The 15,756-nt window shown below is 63.8% G+C and carries 18 protein-coding genes; 8 read left to right on the forward strand and 10 right to left on the reverse strand.

Going from position 1 to position 15,756, the window contains the following annotated elements; genetic code table 11:
- Window positions 1–8 precede the first annotated feature (8 nt).
- A complete protein-coding gene (locus NK214_RS06740) occupies window positions 9–932 on the reverse strand; it encodes a branched-chain amino acid ABC transporter permease (RefSeq protein ID WP_107798612.1) in 924 nt (307 codons plus the stop codon).
- A gap of 222 nt (window positions 933–1,154) precedes the next feature.
- On the opposite strand from NK214_RS06740, the gene NK214_RS06745 reads away from it, so the two are divergent.
- From NK214_RS06745 to NK214_RS06760, 4 genes are all read left to right on the forward strand, one after another.
- Window positions 1,155–1,478 (forward strand): hypothetical protein, encoded by a 324-nt coding sequence (locus NK214_RS06745; RefSeq protein ID WP_253314077.1) that lies wholly within the window; start codon window positions 1,155–1,157, stop codon window positions 1,476–1,478.
- A gap of 299 nt (window positions 1,479–1,777) precedes the next feature.
- On the forward strand, window positions 1,778–2,641 hold the full coding sequence (locus NK214_RS06750) for an MBL fold metallo-hydrolase (RefSeq protein ID WP_253314078.1): 864 nt from the start codon (window positions 1,778–1,780) through the stop codon (window positions 2,639–2,641).
- Entirely contained in the window at window positions 2,635–3,333 is a 699-nt protein-coding gene (locus tag NK214_RS06755) for a DsbA family protein (protein ID WP_253314079.1), read from the forward strand. The genes NK214_RS06750 and NK214_RS06755 overlap by 7 nt, the downstream gene beginning before the upstream one ends.
- A gap of 327 nt (window positions 3,334–3,660) precedes the next feature.
- The gene (locus NK214_RS06760; RefSeq protein ID WP_227104328.1) at window positions 3,661–5,736 is read left to right on the forward strand and encodes a prolyl oligopeptidase family protein; all 2,076 of its coding nucleotides are present in this window, start codon (window positions 3,661–3,663) and stop codon (window positions 5,734–5,736) included.
- A gap of 86 nt (window positions 5,737–5,822) precedes the next feature.
- Here the strand turns inward: NK214_RS06760 and NK214_RS06765 are convergent, their stop codons facing one another.
- Entirely contained in the window at window positions 5,823–6,608 is a 786-nt protein-coding gene (locus tag NK214_RS06765; RefSeq protein WP_107798608.1) for an enoyl-CoA hydratase, read from the reverse strand.
- Window positions 6,609–6,916: 308 nt separating this feature from the next.
- On the opposite strand from NK214_RS06765, the gene NK214_RS06770 reads away from it, so the two are divergent.
- Entirely contained in the window at window positions 6,917–7,582 is a 666-nt protein-coding gene (locus tag NK214_RS06770; RefSeq protein WP_107798607.1) for a sulfite exporter TauE/SafE family protein, read from the forward strand.
- On the opposite strand, the gene NK214_RS06775 is transcribed toward NK214_RS06770, so the two are convergent.
- The 6 genes from NK214_RS06775 to NK214_RS06800 are packed head-to-tail and all read right to left on the reverse strand — an operon-like array spanning window position 7,575 to window position 11,657.
- A complete protein-coding gene (locus tag NK214_RS06775; protein WP_107798606.1) occupies window positions 7,575–8,480 on the reverse strand; it encodes a metal ABC transporter solute-binding protein, Zn/Mn family in 906 nt (301 codons plus the stop codon). The two genes, NK214_RS06770 and NK214_RS06775, sit on opposite strands and share 8 nt — an antisense overlap.
- A gap of 22 nt (window positions 8,481–8,502) precedes the next feature.
- Complete coding sequence (locus tag NK214_RS06780) at window positions 8,503–9,375, reverse strand: metal ABC transporter permease (RefSeq protein ID WP_199225997.1); 873 nt, start codon at window positions 9,373–9,375, stop codon at window positions 8,503–8,505.
- A 2-nt stretch (window positions 9,376–9,377) separates the two neighbouring features.
- Window positions 9,378–10,121, reverse strand: a complete 744-nt coding sequence (locus NK214_RS06785) for a metal ABC transporter ATP-binding protein (RefSeq protein WP_227104332.1) — start codon at window positions 10,119–10,121, stop codon at window positions 9,378–9,380.
- Window positions 10,118–10,288, reverse strand: a complete 171-nt coding sequence (locus NK214_RS06790; RefSeq protein ID WP_227104334.1) for a hypothetical protein — start codon at window positions 10,286–10,288, stop codon at window positions 10,118–10,120. Before NK214_RS06790 ends, NK214_RS06785 begins: the two co-directional genes overlap by 4 nt.
- Window positions 10,285–11,202, reverse strand: coding sequence for a GTP-binding protein (locus NK214_RS06795; protein ID WP_235087398.1), 918 nt, complete (start codon window positions 11,200–11,202; stop codon window positions 10,285–10,287). Before NK214_RS06795 ends, NK214_RS06790 begins: the two co-directional genes overlap by 4 nt.
- A gap of 20 nt (window positions 11,203–11,222) precedes the next feature.
- Window positions 11,223–11,657 (reverse strand): Fur family transcriptional regulator, encoded by a 435-nt coding sequence (locus NK214_RS06800; protein ID WP_235087396.1) that lies wholly within the window; start codon window positions 11,655–11,657, stop codon window positions 11,223–11,225.
- 172 nt (window positions 11,658–11,829) lie between these two features.
- On the opposite strand from NK214_RS06800, the gene NK214_RS06805 reads away from it, so the two are divergent.
- Both NK214_RS06805 and NK214_RS06810 read left to right on the forward strand, forming a co-directional pair.
- Window positions 11,830–12,258: a cytochrome c gene (locus NK214_RS06805; RefSeq protein ID WP_107798602.1), complete on the forward strand. Its 429-nt coding sequence runs from the start codon at window positions 11,830–11,832 to the stop codon at window positions 12,256–12,258.
- 91 nt (window positions 12,259–12,349) lie between these two features.
- A complete protein-coding gene (locus tag NK214_RS06810) occupies window positions 12,350–12,787 on the forward strand; it encodes a cytochrome c (RefSeq protein WP_235087393.1) in 438 nt (145 codons plus the stop codon).
- A 65-nt stretch (window positions 12,788–12,852) separates the two neighbouring features.
- Here the strand turns inward: NK214_RS06810 and NK214_RS06815 are convergent, their stop codons facing one another.
- Window positions 12,853–13,512 (reverse strand): cytochrome b/b6 domain-containing protein, encoded by a 660-nt coding sequence (locus NK214_RS06815; RefSeq protein WP_235087392.1) that lies wholly within the window; start codon window positions 13,510–13,512, stop codon window positions 12,853–12,855.
- A 289-nt stretch (window positions 13,513–13,801) separates the two neighbouring features.
- Between NK214_RS06815 and tyrS the strand changes: the two genes are divergently transcribed.
- Window positions 13,802–15,076, forward strand: a complete 1,275-nt coding sequence (tyrS, locus tag NK214_RS06820) for a tyrosine--tRNA ligase (RefSeq protein ID WP_107798599.1) — start codon at window positions 13,802–13,804, stop codon at window positions 15,074–15,076.
- Between the two features lie 58 nt (window positions 15,077–15,134).
- On the opposite strand, the gene NK214_RS06825 is transcribed toward tyrS, so the two are convergent.
- A complete protein-coding gene (locus tag NK214_RS06825; RefSeq protein WP_253314080.1) occupies window positions 15,135–15,698 on the reverse strand; it encodes a flavin reductase family protein in 564 nt (187 codons plus the stop codon).
- Window positions 15,699–15,756: the final 58 nt, after the last annotated feature.

Raw genomic sequence — 15,756 nt, forward strand, 5'->3', positions numbered from 1 at the left:
CTCCAGGATCAGGCACGGTCGGCCATCTTTTCGCCCAGCAGGCCGGACGGACGGAAAATCAGCACCATGATCAACACCATGAAGGCGATGATGTCCTGATAGTTGGAGCCGAGGAAGCCGCCGGTCAGCGTGCCGATATAGCCGGCGCCCAGGCTTTCGATGATGCCCAGCAGCAAGCCGCCGGCCACCGCGCCGCCCAGATTGCCGATGCCGCCCAGCACCGCGGCGGTGAAGGCCTTCAGACCAATCATGAAGCCCATATAGTAATGAGCTTGCTCGTAGTTGGTGGCCACCATCACCCCGGCCACCGCGCCCAGGCTGGAGCCGATGACGAAGGTGGCGGAAATAATGGTGTTGACGTTGACGCCCATCAGGCCGGCCACCGCCGGGTTCTGACTGGTGGCGCGCATCGCGCGGCCCAGCTTGGTGCGCTCCACCATCAGCAGCAGGCCTGCCATGATCACCAGACACAGCACGATGATGGTGATCTGCAGCTTGGTGATGCTGGCGCCGAAGAAGGACACCACGTCGTGGTCCAGGATTTGCGGGAAGGGAATGTAGTTGCGGCCCCAGATCAGGATGGCCACCTGCTGCAGCACGATGGACAGGCCGATCGCGGTGATCAGCGGCGCCAGTCTTTGCTTGCCGCGCAGCGGACGGTAAGCGATGCGCTCTACGGTGAAGCCCAGCAGCATGCAGGCCGCAATCGCCACCAGCAATCCGATCAGCACCAGGGCGGGACCGGGCAGGCCGGAACCGGACAAGGCGTTGACGACGGAGATGGTGACCATGGCGCCGAACATCACCACTTCGCCGTGGGCGAAGTTGATGAGCCCCATGATCCCGTACACCATGGTGTAGCCCAATGCGATCAACGCATAAATGCTACCCAGAACGAGACCGTTCAGGATTTGTTGCAGAAAAATGTCCACGTTGGGAGATCTCCTTTGTATTGACGACCGGCAGCTTGCGGGGTTTCCCCTCTTATTGGCTGCTGCCTGTTCTTGAGTGCCCGGACGAGCCTTGATTATTTGGATTCTGTCAGACAGGCGAACGGATTATGTAGGCGGATTCCAGCGACTGTCAATCTTAAAGATTGGTTAAAACGGCACCAAATCAAGCCCATTTAAAAACAATATAACACATTGTTTTTCATGAATTTTTTCAAAAAACAAGACGAAACCGGCCAAAGAAATTTTGAATTTCTCCGGATAAAGGAAAACCCTGGGCCAGCAGGTCGTTTTTCAGATTTTGATCATGCTTTGGCGCAAAATATGTTCGCTTTCGAAAAGACGCCCATCAAAGAATTCGCATTACAACATTCGCTCGCTTTCGCGATTCGAATGGATACAATCTCCCAAAATAAGGCCCCAAGTCGACAAAAATTGCATGCCGCGGCGCATCAAACATCAAGCAAGAACAGGGCCATCGCCTACAGCGCCCATCCGACATTCCAGCCTCCGCGCTTTTATGGCTGAAACATAGCCCATTCAGTCCGTCTTGGCTGCAACTGTCTAAGACGCCGCCCAAGCTCTCGCCCTTGCTCGCGACCCCTGGAGCCGGTCTGAGCAAGCGTCCGTCCCCTCCCCCGTCGTGGCCCAGCGCCTGAGTAGACGATGGAAAGCCCCTGAGGCTCCGACCAATTAGATCGAAACAAGCAACAATTTATTGCGATTTAGATGGTTTATTCCCATTAAGCGCGCGTTTTATAGTGAGCGTCGAAATCCAGCCTACTCACCGCCGGCGATAGAAGCCGGGCCATATGGAGAATGAATCGATGTTCCGCCAAACCCTGATCGCCGGCGCCCTGACCCTGGCGGCAACGGCCGCCGTCGCCGCACCGCTGAAACTGTCCATCTACAACGCCGACGGCAATAGCTTCAATGTCAGCTCGGTCCTGGTCAGCGGCGAGAAAGACGCCATCCTGATCGACACCGGCTTCACCCGCGCCGACGCCCACCGCATCGCCGCCAAGGTGCTGGACAGCGGCAAGCAACTGAAAACCATCTATATCAGCCAGGCCGATCCCGACTACTACTTCGGCGCCGCCGAACTGAAGAAGATCTTCCCGCAGGCCCAAGTGCTCAGCAACGGCCCGACCCTGGCCAAGATCAAGGCCAATATCCAGGGCAAGCTCGCTTACTGGGGCCCGCAAATGGGCGTCAACGCGCCCAGCGCGCCGCTGCTGCCCGAAGCGCTGAAAGGCGAACGTCTGGAACTGGAAGGCAAGGCGCTGGAAATCAAGGGCGCGCGCGGCGTGCTGGCGCATCGCGGCTATGTGTGGATTCCGTCCCTGCGCGCGATTGTCGGCAATGTCGGCGTCACCGCGCCCAGCATGCACGTCTGGACCGCGGACACCCAGAGCCCGGCCGAACGCCTGGCCTGGATCAAGCAGCTGGACGAAATGGAAGCGCTGCAACCGGAAATCGTAGTCCCCGGCCACATGCAGGCAGGCGACAAAACCGATCTGAGCGCCGTGCGCTTCACCCGCCGGTACTTGCAGCAGTTCGAACTGAATCTGGCCAAATCGGCCAATAGCGCCCAGTTGATCCAGGCGATGAAGCAAGCCTTCCCGCAAGCGGGCGAAGACATGTCGCTGGAGATCGGCGCCAAGGTCAATAAGGGCGAGATGAAATGGTAAGCGCCTCCACGATCCGGCTGCACTACTTTTACGATCCGCTGTGCGGCTGGTGCTACGGCGCTTCGCCGCTGCTGCTGGCGGCCGCGGCGCGGCCGGAAGTCGAACTGGCGCTGCACGGCGGCGGCATGCTCAGCGCGCCGCACAACCGCCGCGTGAACCTGGAGTGGCGCGGCTACGTGATGCCGCACGATCACCGCATCGCCGCCCTCAGCGGCCAGCCCTTCGGCGACGCCTACTTCGACGGCTTGCTGCGCAGCGAGGCGCGTTTGGACTCGACGCCGCCCATCGCCGCCGTCCTGGCCGCGCCGGAACTGGGCATTGCGCCGCAGACCATGCTGGCCCGCGTGCAAGCCGCTCATTACCTGCACGGGCTTGAGATCGCCGACGTCGCGGTGCTCGCCCGGCTAGCGGCCGAATTGGGCGTGCCCGCCGACCGCTTCGCCGACGCCTACGCCGGCGGTCTGGCGCGCAGCGTCGAGCATATAGACCACAGCCGCCGGCTGATGACCCGCCTGGGCTTGCGCGGCTTCCCGTCCGCGGCGCTGGAAGTGGACGGCCGCTTCCAAGCCCTGGATCTGGGCTCCTATCTGGGCAAGCCGGACATGTTCAGCCAGCACCTGGCGCAACTCGGCGCCGCCACCCTCTCAGGCTCGGCCGAGCTGCCGCCGATGTGCGGGCTGGACGGCTGCTAAGCGCCTGTTCAAAGCCGCGCGCAGGGGCGCGACCTGCTGAAAGCAAGCGCTGAAAAAGCGGCCTTGCTCATGGGACGCATGAGCATTCCGAATGCGGCACGCACCGAGTCGCGCCCTAGGCCGCGCAGCCTACCGTGAACGGCTGCCAAGGCCCCGCCCCTCGCCCTCCCCGCCAACGGCGGCCACGTCTGGACATGGCCGCCGTTCGTCTTCTCCGCTCGCGCGGCGCTTGATGACAAACAAATTCTCGGACGTTACAGTATTCGGACACATTAAAACAAATCCACTGTCTACAGCCATTGGCTGAATTAAGGGAAACCCGTCCGGATGAAAACCTTAGGCACCCCACTGTCCTTCGCCCTGCTCGCGCTCTGCGCCGCGGCGAACGCCGCGCAAGACCCGTATCTATGGCTGGAGGAGATTCAAGGCAAGGAAGCGCTGGCCTGGGTCGGCCGGCAAAACGAAAACACGCGCCAGGACCTCGGCCGGCAAACCGACTACCCGGCGCTGCGCCGCGAACTGCTGACCATCCTGGACTCCAACGACCGCATCCCCTCCGTGGAGAAGATAGGCGGGCTCTACTACAACTTCTGGCGCGACAAAGACCACCCGCGCGGGCTGTGGCGACGCGCCACGCTGGACGAATACCGCAAGGCCGCGCCGCAATGGGAAACCGTGCTGGACCTGGACCGCTTGGCCAAGGACGAGGGGGAAAACTGGGTGTGGCAAGGGGCCGACTGCCTGCGCCCCGATCAGGAACGCTGTCTGCTGCGCTTAAGCCGCGGCGGCGGCGACGCCGCGGTGGTGCGTGAATTCGACCCGGCCGCCAAGGCCTTCGTCAAGGACGGCTTCCAACTGCCCGAAGCCAAGAGCGAAGTCAGCTGGCAGGACCGCGACACCCTTTATGTGATGAGCGACTTCGGCCCCGGGTCGCTGACCGACTCCGGCTATCCCCGCATCGTCAAGACCTGGCGCCGCGGCCAGCCGCTGGCCGAAGCGCAAACCGTGTTCGAAGGCCAGCAGGCCGACGTCGCCGTGCACGCGGCCAGGATAGACGCCCAAGGCCGCCGCTACGACCTGATCACGCGCGCGCCCACTTTCTTCAGCACCGAGGCGCGGCTGCTGGTGGATGGAAAATGGCGCAAGCTGGACAAGCCCGACCATGTCGGCGTCGATTTCTTCGGCGACTGGCTGCTGTTGACGCCCAAGCAAGACTGGACCGCTGGCGGCAAGACCTGGCGCGGCGGCTCCTTGCTAGCCATCAAGGCCGACGCCTACCTGGCCGGCGAACGCGGCTTCAGCCCTCTGTTCGAGCCCAGCGCCGCCGTCTCGCTGGCGGAGCAGACGTCCACTCGCGACAGCTTGCTGCTGACCATGCTGGACAATGTCGGCAGTCGCTTAATGGAATGGAAGGTCGTGGACGGCCAATGGCGGTCGCGCCCGGTGGCCACGCCCAGCTTCGGCAGCATCAGCGTGCGCGCGGTCGATCCCGACCGCGACAACCGCTACTTCTACAGCTTCACCGATTTTCTGACGCCGCCGACGCTGGCCCTGGCCGAGACCGGCAGCGATGAGCGCCGGACGCTGAAACAGCAGCCCGGCTTTTTCGACGCCGGCCCCTACCGCATCCAACAGTGGTTCGCCGCCTCTCGCGACGGCACCCGCGTGCCCTATTTCCTGGTCAGCCGCAAAGACATCAAGCTGGACGGCTCCAACCCCACGCTCTTGTACGGTTACGGCGGCTTCGAAGTGTCGCTGACCCCGCGCTACAACGGCGCGCTGGGCAAGGCCTGGCTGGAACGCGGCGGCGTCTACGCGCTGGCCAATATCCGCGGCGGCGGCGAGTACGGTCCGGCCTGGCATGAGGCGGCGCGCAAACAGCTGCGCCAGAACGCCTACGACGACTTCGCCGCCATCGCGGAAGATCTGGCCAAACGCGGCGTGGCCGACGCCCGTCATCTGGGCATCAAGGGCGGCAGCAACGGCGGCCTGTTGATGGGGGTGATGCTGACCCAGCGTCCGGAGCTGTTCAACGCCGTGGTCTGCCAGGTGCCGCTGCTGGATATGCGCCGCTTCAACCGCTTATTGGCCGGCGCCAGCTGGATGGACGAGTACGGCAACCCCGATTTACCGGAAGACTGGGCTTATATCCGCCGGTACTCGCCCTATCAGAACCTGAAAGCGGACGCGCGTTACCCGGCCACCCTGTTCATGACCTCGACGCTGGACGACAGGGTTCATCCCGGCCACGCCCGCAAAATGTTCGCGGCCATGCAGGCGATGGGCGCCCCGGTGCAGTATTTCGAGCGCACCGAGGGCGGGCACGGCGCCGCCGCCAACCATCAGCAGGAAGCCGATATCGCGGCCATGGAATACGCCTTCCTGTTGCGCCAACTGCGCTGACCGGCCGGCGGAACAGATGCGGGCATCAAAACAAACCGCCTGCGGCCGAAACGGCGGCAGGCGGTTTTGCATGGGGCGCGGACCGTTCAATCATCGCCGGACTCGACCCAGCTGGGGCTGCGCTTGGCGATGAAGGCGCTGACGCCCTCGATCTGCTCCGCGCTGCCCATCAGCTGGCGCACCGCGGCGCGCTCGCGCTCCAGATGCTGAGCCAGCGTCAGATTGCCGCTCTCCTCGATCAGCCGACGCGCGGCGGCCACCGCGCCCGGCGCCTGGTTCGCCACTTTGTTGGCCAGGCTGATCGCCACGATCTTGGCGAAGCCCTGGTCCACCACTTCCTCGATCAGCCCGATGGTCAGGGCCTTCTCCGCCGTCACCACTTCGCCGCCCAGAATAATGCGCTTGGCCCAGGAAACGCCCACCTTGTCCGCCAGCGTCTTGGTGCCGCCCGCCGCCGGGATGATGCCCACCTTGGCTTCCGGCAGCCCGAGCTTGGCGCCGCGCTCGGCCACCATGTAATCACAGCCCAACGCCAATTCCAGACCGCCGCCCAGGGCGTAGCCGTTGATCGCGGCCACCGTGACGCCGCGGTACTGCTGCAAACTGCGCAAAGCGCCGGCGAAGGCGTCGAACACCTTGTCCGCCTCGGCCGCGTCGCCGGACGCGAATTGCTTCAAATCGGCGCCGGCGGAAAAAAACGCGTCGCCCGCCCCGGTCAACACCACCGAACGCACAGCCGGATCCGCATCCAGCGACCGCATCGTCGTAGCCAGCTCATTCAGGCTCTCCGTGGTCAGCAAATTCGCCGGCGCGTTTTTGAGAGTCACGATCGCTGACTGGCCCAGCCGCTCAAGTGTCAGATACTTGGCCATATTTTCCTCACTCTATCCCCATGGATTACATCGCTAATGCATATGTTTTGACCAGGTCGAGCGCCTGGATCCTCAGCGGGGGACCCATTGCGCATAGGTCCGAAGCCAAAGCAGCATTCTCATTGCAAACTGACCTTTTGACCAGTAGTCGGCCAGCTAGACCATCATTTTTTTTATAACTTTCTTTAAGGAGATGCCAAGTAAAATTTTGATAAAGGCAATAAATGCCAAAAGCAAATATGACCGCCGCGCGCGCAAGCGCGAGCCGCCACTCTGTTACCATAGAGCTTTCTGAGACAGGTTGCGGCATGATTGAAACGAGCGGGTGGATATTGTTTCTGGCGGGCTTGCTGGGCGGCGGCCACTGCATGGGCATGTGCGGCGGCATCGTCGCCGCGCTGACGCTGAATCTGCCCCCCGAGACCAGCCGCTGGCGCATCATGCTGGCCTACAATCTGGGACGCGTCGGCAGCTACGCGCTGATAGGCGCGCTGCTGGGCGGCCTGGCCGCCACCGGCCTCGCTCTGCTGGACATCCGCGGCCTGCAACTGGCGCTGGCGCTGTTGGCCAACCTGATGCTGGTGGCCATGGGCCTGTACCTGGCCGGCCTGTCCGGCGCGGTCAATCTGATCGAACGGCTGGGCGCGCCGATCTGGCGGCGCTTGCAACCGCTGCTGGGCCCCCTGCTGCCGGTCCGCTCGCCGCAAGCCGCGCTGCTGGCCGGCATGGTCTGGGGCTGGCTGCCCTGTGGCCTGGTTTACAGCGCCTCGCTGTCGGCGCTGGCCACCGGCAGCGCGTCCGGCGGCGCGCTGGCCATGCTCGCCTTCGGGCTCGGCACCTTGCCCAATCTCCTGCTGATGGGCGCTTTCGCCGACAGCCTGCGCCGCTGGATGCAACAACGACCAGTCCGCCTGACGGCGGGACTGGTCGTTGCGGGCATCGGCGCCTGGCAGTTGCTGCGGACGCTTATTTGAACGATTTCAAAATGGTGTCCACATTGTAACGGAACATCGCCAAATAGCTGGGCGCCGGACCGGACGGGCCGGACAGCGCGTCGGCGTACAACTTGCCGCCTATCGCCACCTTGGCCTCGCGCGCCAGCTGCTCCAACAGACGCTTGTCGGTCATGTTCTCCATGAATACCGCCGCCACTTTTTCCTGCCGCACTTGGCGCACCAGCCGCGCCACCGCCTTGGCCGACGCCTCGGACTCGGTGCTGACGCCCTGGATAGCCAGCACTTGCAGCTGGTAACGCTCGCCCAGATAAGCGAAGGCGTCGTGCGAGGTCAGCATCTTGCGCTTGGCCGCGGGCACGGCGGCGAAGGCCTTGGCCGCCCAGGCGTCCATCTCCTTCACCTTGGCCGCGTAGTCGGCGGCGCGGCGGGCGTACTCCGGCTTGCCGGCCGGGTCCGCCTGGCTCAGGCCGGCCTCGATGTTGCGGATATAGGTCAGCACGCGCTTGGGGTCGTGCCAGGCGTGCGGATCGACGGCCCCGTGGTCATGCCCGGCATGGCCGTGGTCGTGCCCGTGGTGATCCTCGTCTTCCGCTTCGCGGGTCTTGATGCCCTTGCCCGCCTCCACTTGCACGCCCTTGAAATGAGCGGCCTTGCTCAGCCGCACCATCCAGCCTTCCATGCCCAGGCCATTGGTGACCAGCAGCTTGGCGGCGGCCACTTTCTTGACGTCGGCCGGCGACGGCTGGAACACGTGGGCGTCCTGATCCGGTCCCACCAGCGAGGAGACTTCGACGCGATCGCCTCCGATCTCGCGCGTCATATCGGCGACGATGCTGAAGCTGGCGACCACCGGCAGCTTGGCCCAGGCGGACAAGGGCAGGCCCAGCAACAACAGGGCCATGATTGATTTCTTCATCGGCGACTTCCTTATCAAGGGTTCAGGATTCCAGATGCCGGGCGCGGATGTAGCGCGGCAAAGCCCCGCCCACCGGCGCCAACAGCAGCGACAGCAGATAGACCAGGCCCGCCAGCAGAATGATGGCCGGCCCGGAAGGCAGTTCGAAGTGATAGGACAGCAAGAGGCCGCCCAGGCCGGCCAGGAAGGCAATGGCCACCGACAGCCCGAGCAGGGCCTCGATGCGCTCGGTCCACAAGCGGGCGGTGATCGCCGGCAACATCATCAGGCCCACCGCCATCAGGGTGCCCAGCGCCTGGAAACCGGCCACCAGGTTCAGCACCACCAGCATCAGGAACAGCATGTGCCACAGGCCGCCGCGCGCGCCCACGGCGCGCAGATAGACCGGGTCCAGGCTTTCCAGCAGCAAGGGGCGGTAGATCAAAGCCAGCGCCAACAGGGTGAAGGAAGCGACGCCGGCCACCAGGTACAGCGCCGCGTCGTCCACCGCCAGCACCGAGCCGAACAGGATGTGCATCAAGTCCACATTGCTGCCGCCGCGCGACACCAGCAAGACGCCGATGGACAAAGACAGCAGGTAGAAGGCGGCGAAGCTGGCGTCCTCCTTGATACTGGTGAAACGCGTGGCCAGGCCGGCGAGCAAGGCCACCAGCACGCCGGCGAAGAAACCGCCCAAGCTCATCGCCGGCAGACTGAGACCGGCCATCATGAAACCCACCGCGGCGCCGGGCAGCACCGCGTGGCTCATTGCGTCGCCCATCAGGCTCATGCGCCGCATCACCAGGAACAGGCCGATGGGGCCGCTGCCCAAGGCCAGGGCCAGGCAGCCCACCAGCGCCCGGCGCATGAAGGCGAATTCGGCGAACGGCGCCACCAGTAAATCGTATAAGTGCAGCATCAGGCTTGCGCTCCATCCACTTCGCAGACCGCGGCCTGGGATTGCCAATGCGCGGCGGTGTCCACCGCGCGTTTCAGATTGGCGTCGCACAGCACCTCGGCGGTATCGCCCCAGGCCACCACTTCGCGCGCCAATAACAAGGTATGCGGGAAATACGCGCGCACCTGCTCATAATCATGCAATACCGCCACCACGGTGCGGCCTTCCTCGCGCCAATGGCGCACCAGCTCCAACAGATCGTAAGTGGTCTTGGCGTCCACCGCGTTGAACGGTTCGTCCAACAGGATCAGCCGCGCGTCCTGCACCAGGATGCGGGCGAACAGCACGCGCTGGAACTGGCCGCTGGACAGCGCCGAGATCGGCCTCAGCGCGAAGTCGGCCAGCCCCACCTGCTCCAAGGCCAGCAAGGCCTGGTCGCGGCCGCGGCGGCTGACGCCGCCGAACACGCCGGTGTCGTGCCACAGCCCGGTGCACACCAGGTCCAGCACGCTGACCGGCAAGGAGCGGTCGATCTCCGATTGCTGCGGCAGATAGGCGATATCCCGCCGCCGGAAGCCGCCCAATTGCACCGAGCCGGAGTCCGGCTTCAACGCGCCTATCATGGCCTTGAGCAAGGTGCTCTTGCCGGCGCCGTTGGGGCCGAAGATGGCGGTGGCGTCGCCGGCGGCGAAACAACCGCTGACATGGTGCACCGCCGGATGGCGCTGATAGGAAACCGTCAGGTTCTGCAGGCTGACGCTCATGCCGCCTCCCGCAAAGCCCAGATCACCAAGAACCAGAGCACCGCCAGCGCGGCGCCGGCCAGGCCCAGCCGCTGCCAGGCCGACAGCGCCAGCAGGCTGAACGGCGCCTTGAAATTGTCCGGCGTCAGGTGCCGGTGCGCGTGTGTGTGTTGATGTTTGGGCGTCATTCGAAGCACCTCCGCAAGGTGTTCTCGATCGCGGCGGCGTCGAAATCCTCCGCGATCAGTTCGAAGCGGCTATCGCGTCTCCAGGACACCTGAGCCGCGCCCCACTGTCCGGCCGCCCAGTTCAGCCACACCCAGCTGTCCAGCACTTTGAACACGCCCTTGGCGCGCACCAGGCCCGGCACCAAGGCGGGCAGCTCATCGAAGAAACGGGTCAGCCGCTCGCCGTCGAAAGCCTGCTCCGGCTCGAAAGTCCAGCCCATGGAACGCCATTGCGCGGCGGCGTCGTCCGGCACCGCCGGCCGGTAACGCGGCTTGGGCGCGGCGGCGGCGTCCAGCCAGGCCGGATCCAGCTCGCCGTTGCGCACCTCGCCCACCAAGGACTTGGGCGGGAACAAGGCCGCCGCCTGCCGACGGAAAGCCTCCATCGTCGGCACGTCGGCGGTGTCTATCTTGTTGGCCACCAGCACGTCGGCGATGGAAATCTGGTCGCGGTACAGCGGCTGGCGATGATAGTCCGGCTGAATGAACTGGCGCGGGTCCACCAGGGTGAGCACCGCGCCCACCTCCAGCGCCTCGCCCAAGGGCTTGGCGCGCAGCTCGTCGATGACGCCGGCCGCGTGCGCCAGGCCGCTGGCCTCGATCAGCAGACGGTCCGGGCGTTCGCGGCGCAGCAAGGTCGCCACCGTGGCGGTCATCTGCGGTCCGGCCACGCAGCACAGGCAGCCGCCGGCGATTTCCGCCACCGCCAGCTCGTCCTGGCTCAGCGCCGCGCCGTCGATGCCGACCTCGCCGAACTCGTTGACGATGATCGCCCACTTTTCATGCGCGGGACGACGATCGATCAAATGGCGCAACGCCGTGGTCTTGCCCACCCCGAGAAAGCCGGTGAACAAATTGACTATGGTTTTTTTCATGGATCAGGGAATTCTTGGATTCAGGCGCGGCAAGACTGGCAACGGCCGGTCAGCACCAGGTTTTGCGGACACAGGGAAAAAGCCACCGCTTGCGCGGCCTGGCGCAGCGCGCTCAAGGCCGGCGCGGCGTCGATCTCCTGCACCTGGCCGCAATCGCCGCAGACCAGGATCAGCCCTTCGTGCTGGCATTCGAAATGATCGCAGACGATGAAGCCGTTCAAGGCGTCCACCTTGTGCAGCAGACCGTGCTCCACCAGGAAATCCAGCGCGCGGTAGACGGTGGGCGGCGCGGCGGCGCCGCGCTCTTGCTGCAAATCCGCCAGAACCTGGTAAGCCTTGACCACCCCGCTGTAACGCAGCACCAGCTCCAGCACCTGACGGCGCAATGCGGTCAGTTTGCTGCCGCGCCGTTCGCAATGCCGCTCCGCCGCGGCCAGATAGGCTTGATGGTCCATGCAGGACACCCGCTTGTTTAATCAGGACGCAATGTTACTGTATAACATATCGAATTCACAAGGATTAATCATTCATCGGTTTATCATGGCCGTCGGTCGTGGTAGCTTTGTGCTCCAGAATGTCCATGATAGGCTTATGGCTTATCCCTCATCGCTCATATAAGGAAATAACATGAAAACACTGATGATGGCCGTGGTGGCCGCCGTATTCGCCGGGCAGGCTTTCGCCGCCGATCCCATCGCGCAGCGCCAGGATGTTTTCAAGCAATACAAGCCGGTTGTAGGCGGCATGGGCAAGATGGTGAAGGGTGAAACCCCTTACAACAAAGACGAGTTCGCCAAACTCGCCGGCGAACTGGAAGCCCTGTCCCAAAAACCGTGGCAGCACTTCCCGGCCGGCAGCACCGCCGGCAAGACCGACGCCAAGCCGGAAATCTGGAGCAAGCCCGCCGAATGGCAAAAAGCCATCGACAACCACAAGGCCGCCACCGCCAAACTGAAGCAAGTGGCCGCCGCCGGCGATCTGGGCGCGATCAAGGTGCAGTTTGGCGCCACCCAGAAAACCTGTAAGGCCTGTCACGACGCCTTCCGCAAGGACTGAGCCCCGTCGCGTCGCGACCCCAGCAGCCCGCCCGCCAGCGGGCTGTTTGCTTGCCCACCCCCAGCCAGACCCCACCCCCGAAGACCCCGGAATGAAAAAACTGCTGACCGTATTGCTGTTGGGCGCCGTCGCGGCGCCGCTGGCGCTGGCCGACACGCCGGCCGAAACCCGCACCAAGTCCTTCAAGAAAATATTGCTGGCCTTCGAGCCCATGGGCGCGGTGGTGCGCGGCCGGGATCCGTACCGGAAGGACGCCTTCATCCGTCAGGCCGACGCCTTGCAACAGATCGCCGCCGAGCCCTTCAATCACTTCCCCGCCAACAGCATCAGCGGCAAGAGCCGCGCCAAACCGGAAATCTGGAGCCAGCCCGCCAAGTTTCAGGCCGACAAGGACGTTTTCCTGAAATCGGTCGCCGATCTGGGACAGAGCGCCCGCGGCGGCGAGCTCGCCGCCATCAAGAAAAGCTACGGCGCGGTGGCGCAAAGCTGCAAAGCCTGTCACGACGCTTTCCGCGGTCCGGAGAAATAAGCGACACCCATGAAAAAAGGGCGGATGCCCGCCCTTTTCGCCCCGCTGACGCCACGGTCCGCCGCTTACAAACGCGTCAACAGCACATAGACGCCGCCGCTGGACACCAGCAGGGCCACCAGCGCGATGATGGCAGGCGCGAACGCCAAACGCGGCACATCGCCGGCGATGGCCTTGTTGCCGGTGATCATCGCCTTGACCAGATTGTTCTTCTTGAACACCCGGTAAGCGATGATGGCCAGCAAGTGCAGACCGACCAGGCCCAGAATCACATTGAAAAAGCTCTTGTGAAACGAGGTCGCGGCTTCGGCCATGTCGCCGCTCAGCAGCTTGGCCAGCGGGCCGTCGTACAGATAGCTGTCGACGTCGGCGGCGAACAGGCCGGTGCTCACCTGGGCCAGCAAGGCCAGCAGCATCGCCAGCACCATCAAGCCGCCCAGCGGATTGTGACCCGGCTGCTCGTTCTCGCTCAGCTCGCCGCGCAGATAGCGGACAATGTTGCGCGGCCCCTTGATGAAGTTGCTGAAACGCGCGGTCTGGCTGCCGATCACGCCCCAGATCAAACGAAACAGCAACAGGCTGGCAAGACAGGAGCCGAACCAGATATGGTATTGCAGCCAATCGCCGCCCTGCTCGCCGCTGTACCACATGCAGCCGAACAGAATCACCAGCGTCCAGTGAAACAAGCGAGTGGGAACATCCCACACTTTTACCATTTGCGTCATTGCGTTTTCACTCCTTGAATCCAAAACTCGCCCGCTCAGGCGCACCCGAATTAATGCATTGCAACATGATGATACCGTGCCGGCGGGACAAACCCTAAGCCAAATGGGGTTTTGTCCGGATTCTACCGACAAAAAGGGGGCAAAAACCACCGGTTTTCGGTTAATATCCTTGATTGGGCTCGCCTGGCGAGTCCGGCTACGCCGCCCGCCAACGGGCGGCCTAACTTTTTGCGGCGGCGCGTTCATTCCGCCATTGCCGCGCATCACCCTGTTGTTGGAGACCCGATAAATGAACCATGCCCCCCTGATTCAGGATCTGCAGGCCCGCGGCCTGATTGCGCAAACCACGGACGCCGTTGCGCTGGAAGAACTTCTGAGCAAGGAGCAGGTAACCCTTTATTGCGGCTTCGATCCCACCGCCGACAGCCTGCACCTGGGCCACCTGGTGCCGGTGCTGATGCTGCGTCGCTTCCAGCAGGCCGGCCATCGCCCGGTGGCGCTGGTGGGCGGCGCCACCGGCATGATAGGCGATCCCAGCTTCAAGGCCGCCGAGCGCAAGCTGAACACCCCGGACGTGATCCAGAGCTGGGTGGAGAAGATCCGCGGCCAAGTCGAACCCTTCCTCAGCTTCGAAGGCGACAACGCCGCGCTGATGGCCAATAACTACGACTGGTTCGGCCAAATGAACACGCTGGATTTCCTGCGCGACATCGGCAAGCATTTCTCGGTCAACGCGATGATCAAGAAGGAATCGGTGCAGCAGCGCCTCAACCGCGAAGACCAGGGCATTTCCTTCACCGAGTTCTCCTACAGCCTGTTGCAAGGCTATGACTTCTCCGAACTGAACCGTCGCTTCGGCTGCAAGCTGCAGATCGGCGGCTCCGACCAGTGGGGCAACATCACCGCCGGCATCGACCTCACCCGCCGCCTGCAACAGCAACAGGTCTTCGGCCTGACCGTTCCCCTGGTGACCAAGTCCGACGGCACCAAGTTCGGCAAGACCGAATCCGGCGCCATCTGGCTGGACGCCAAGAAGACCTCGCCTTACGCCTTCTATCAGTTCTGGCTGGGCACCGCCGACGCCGACGTGTACAAATTCCTGCGCTACTTCACCTTCCTGTCGCTGGAAGAAATCGCCGCGCTCGAGGCCGCCGACCAGGCGCGCGACGGCAAGCCGGAAGCCCAGCGCATCCTGGGCGAGCAGATGACAACCATGGTGCACGGCGCGGCCGCCCTGGAGGCGGCGCAGCGCATCACCCAAAGCCTGTTCAACAACGATCTGAGCAGCCTCACCGCCGACGACTTCGCCCAACTGGCGCAAGACGGCCTGCCCAGCATCCAGCTGGAACGCGACGCCGACAGCCTGATCGACGCGCTGGCCGCCGGCGGCCTGGCCAAATCCAAGAGCGAGGCGCGCACCTTCATCCAGAGCGGCGCGGTCAGCGTCAACGGCGACAAGGCCGACAGCCTGGAGCAGCGCTTCGGCGACGCCGAACGCCTGTTTGGCCGCTACACCCTGCTCAAGCGCGGCAAGAAGAATTACGCGCTGGTGGAATGGCGCTGAGCGCAACGCGCGCATAAGACCAAGCGGCCGTCACGGCCGCTTTTTTATCGCCCTCGCCTCACTTTCCCACTTCAAAAGCCTCCCCGATCGCGAAAAAAGCGCCGCCGGCGATATAGTGCAAGCTGCGCTTGGCCTCGTCGTCGAAACGCCAATGACCGTCGGCAAACACCTCCGCGTCGGCCTCCGCCGCCACCACTTCCCCGATGAAAAGATCATAGCGCTGCTGGTTCAGCGGCTCGCTGATCACCTTGCACTCCAGATAGGCGATGCAGCCGTCCACGCGCGGCGCGGCCACCTCTTGTGCCTGGATCCGGCTCAGGCCGCTATGCGCGAACTTGTCCACCTGCCTGCCGTCGGCGCCGCCGGCCCGCAACACCGCGGCGGCCTGGGCGCGGCAAGGCAGATTGAGCACAAACTCGCCCGAAGCCTCGATCAACTCCCGGGTATGGGTCGCCTTGTCGATGACCACCGCCACCTTGGGCGGATCGAAATCCAGCGGCATCGCCCAGGCCGCCGCCATCACATTGCTGCGCTCCCCGGCCGCGCTGGACACCAGCACCGTGGGGCCATGATTCAATAAACGATAGGATTTCGCCAGATCGACTGCGAGCAAACGGGACATAAGCAAACTCGAGAAAGCATGAAGCGGCTATTCTAGCCGGAGACTCGGAGGCCCCGCC

The organism is Chromobacterium sp. S0633 (assembly GCF_024158805.1).
Classification (GTDB): Bacteria; Pseudomonadota; Gammaproteobacteria; order Burkholderiales; family Chromobacteriaceae; genus Chromobacterium.

Excerpts from the sequence above, each read along its gene's own strand:
- NK214_RS06745 (WP_253314077.1), top strand. The coding sequence starts at position 1,155 with ATGAATTTTTTCAAAAAACAAGACGAAACCGGCCAAAGAAATTTTGAA.
- NK214_RS06750 (WP_253314078.1), top strand. The coding sequence starts at position 1,778 with ATGTTCCGCCAAACCCTGATCGCCGGCGCCCTGACCCTGGCGGCAACG.
- NK214_RS06755 (WP_253314079.1), top strand. The coding sequence starts at position 2,635 with ATGGTAAGCGCCTCCACGATCCGGCTGCACTACTTTTACGATCCGCTG.
- NK214_RS06760 (WP_227104328.1), top strand. The coding sequence starts at position 3,661 with ATGAAAACCTTAGGCACCCCACTGTCCTTCGCCCTGCTCGCGCTCTGC.
- NK214_RS06765 (WP_107798608.1), bottom strand. The coding sequence starts at position 6,608 with ATGGCCAAGTATCTGACACTTGAGCGGCTGGGCCAGTCAGCGATCGTG.
- NK214_RS06770 (WP_107798607.1), top strand. The coding sequence starts at position 6,917 with ATGATTGAAACGAGCGGGTGGATATTGTTTCTGGCGGGCTTGCTGGGC.
- NK214_RS06775 (WP_107798606.1), bottom strand. The coding sequence starts at position 8,480 with ATGAAGAAATCAATCATGGCCCTGTTGTTGCTGGGCCTGCCCTTGTCC.
- NK214_RS06785 (WP_227104332.1), bottom strand. The coding sequence starts at position 10,121 with ATGAGCGTCAGCCTGCAGAACCTGACGGTTTCCTATCAGCGCCATCCG.
- NK214_RS06790 (WP_227104334.1), bottom strand. The coding sequence starts at position 10,288 with ATGACGCCCAAACATCAACACACACACGCGCACCGGCACCTGACGCCG.
- NK214_RS06795 (WP_235087398.1), bottom strand. The coding sequence starts at position 11,202 with ATGAAAAAAACCATAGTCAATTTGTTCACCGGCTTTCTCGGGGTGGGC.
- NK214_RS06800 (WP_235087396.1), bottom strand. The coding sequence starts at position 11,657 with ATGGACCATCAAGCCTATCTGGCCGCGGCGGAGCGGCATTGCGAACGG.
- NK214_RS06805 (WP_107798602.1), top strand. The coding sequence starts at position 11,830 with ATGAAAACACTGATGATGGCCGTGGTGGCCGCCGTATTCGCCGGGCAG.
- NK214_RS06810 (WP_235087393.1), top strand. The coding sequence starts at position 12,350 with ATGAAAAAACTGCTGACCGTATTGCTGTTGGGCGCCGTCGCGGCGCCG.
- NK214_RS06815 (WP_235087392.1), bottom strand. The coding sequence starts at position 13,512 with ATGACGCAAATGGTAAAAGTGTGGGATGTTCCCACTCGCTTGTTTCAC.
- tyrS (WP_107798599.1), top strand. The coding sequence starts at position 13,802 with ATGAACCATGCCCCCCTGATTCAGGATCTGCAGGCCCGCGGCCTGATT.
- NK214_RS06825 (WP_253314080.1), bottom strand. The coding sequence starts at position 15,698 with ATGTCCCGTTTGCTCGCAGTCGATCTGGCGAAATCCTATCGTTTATTG.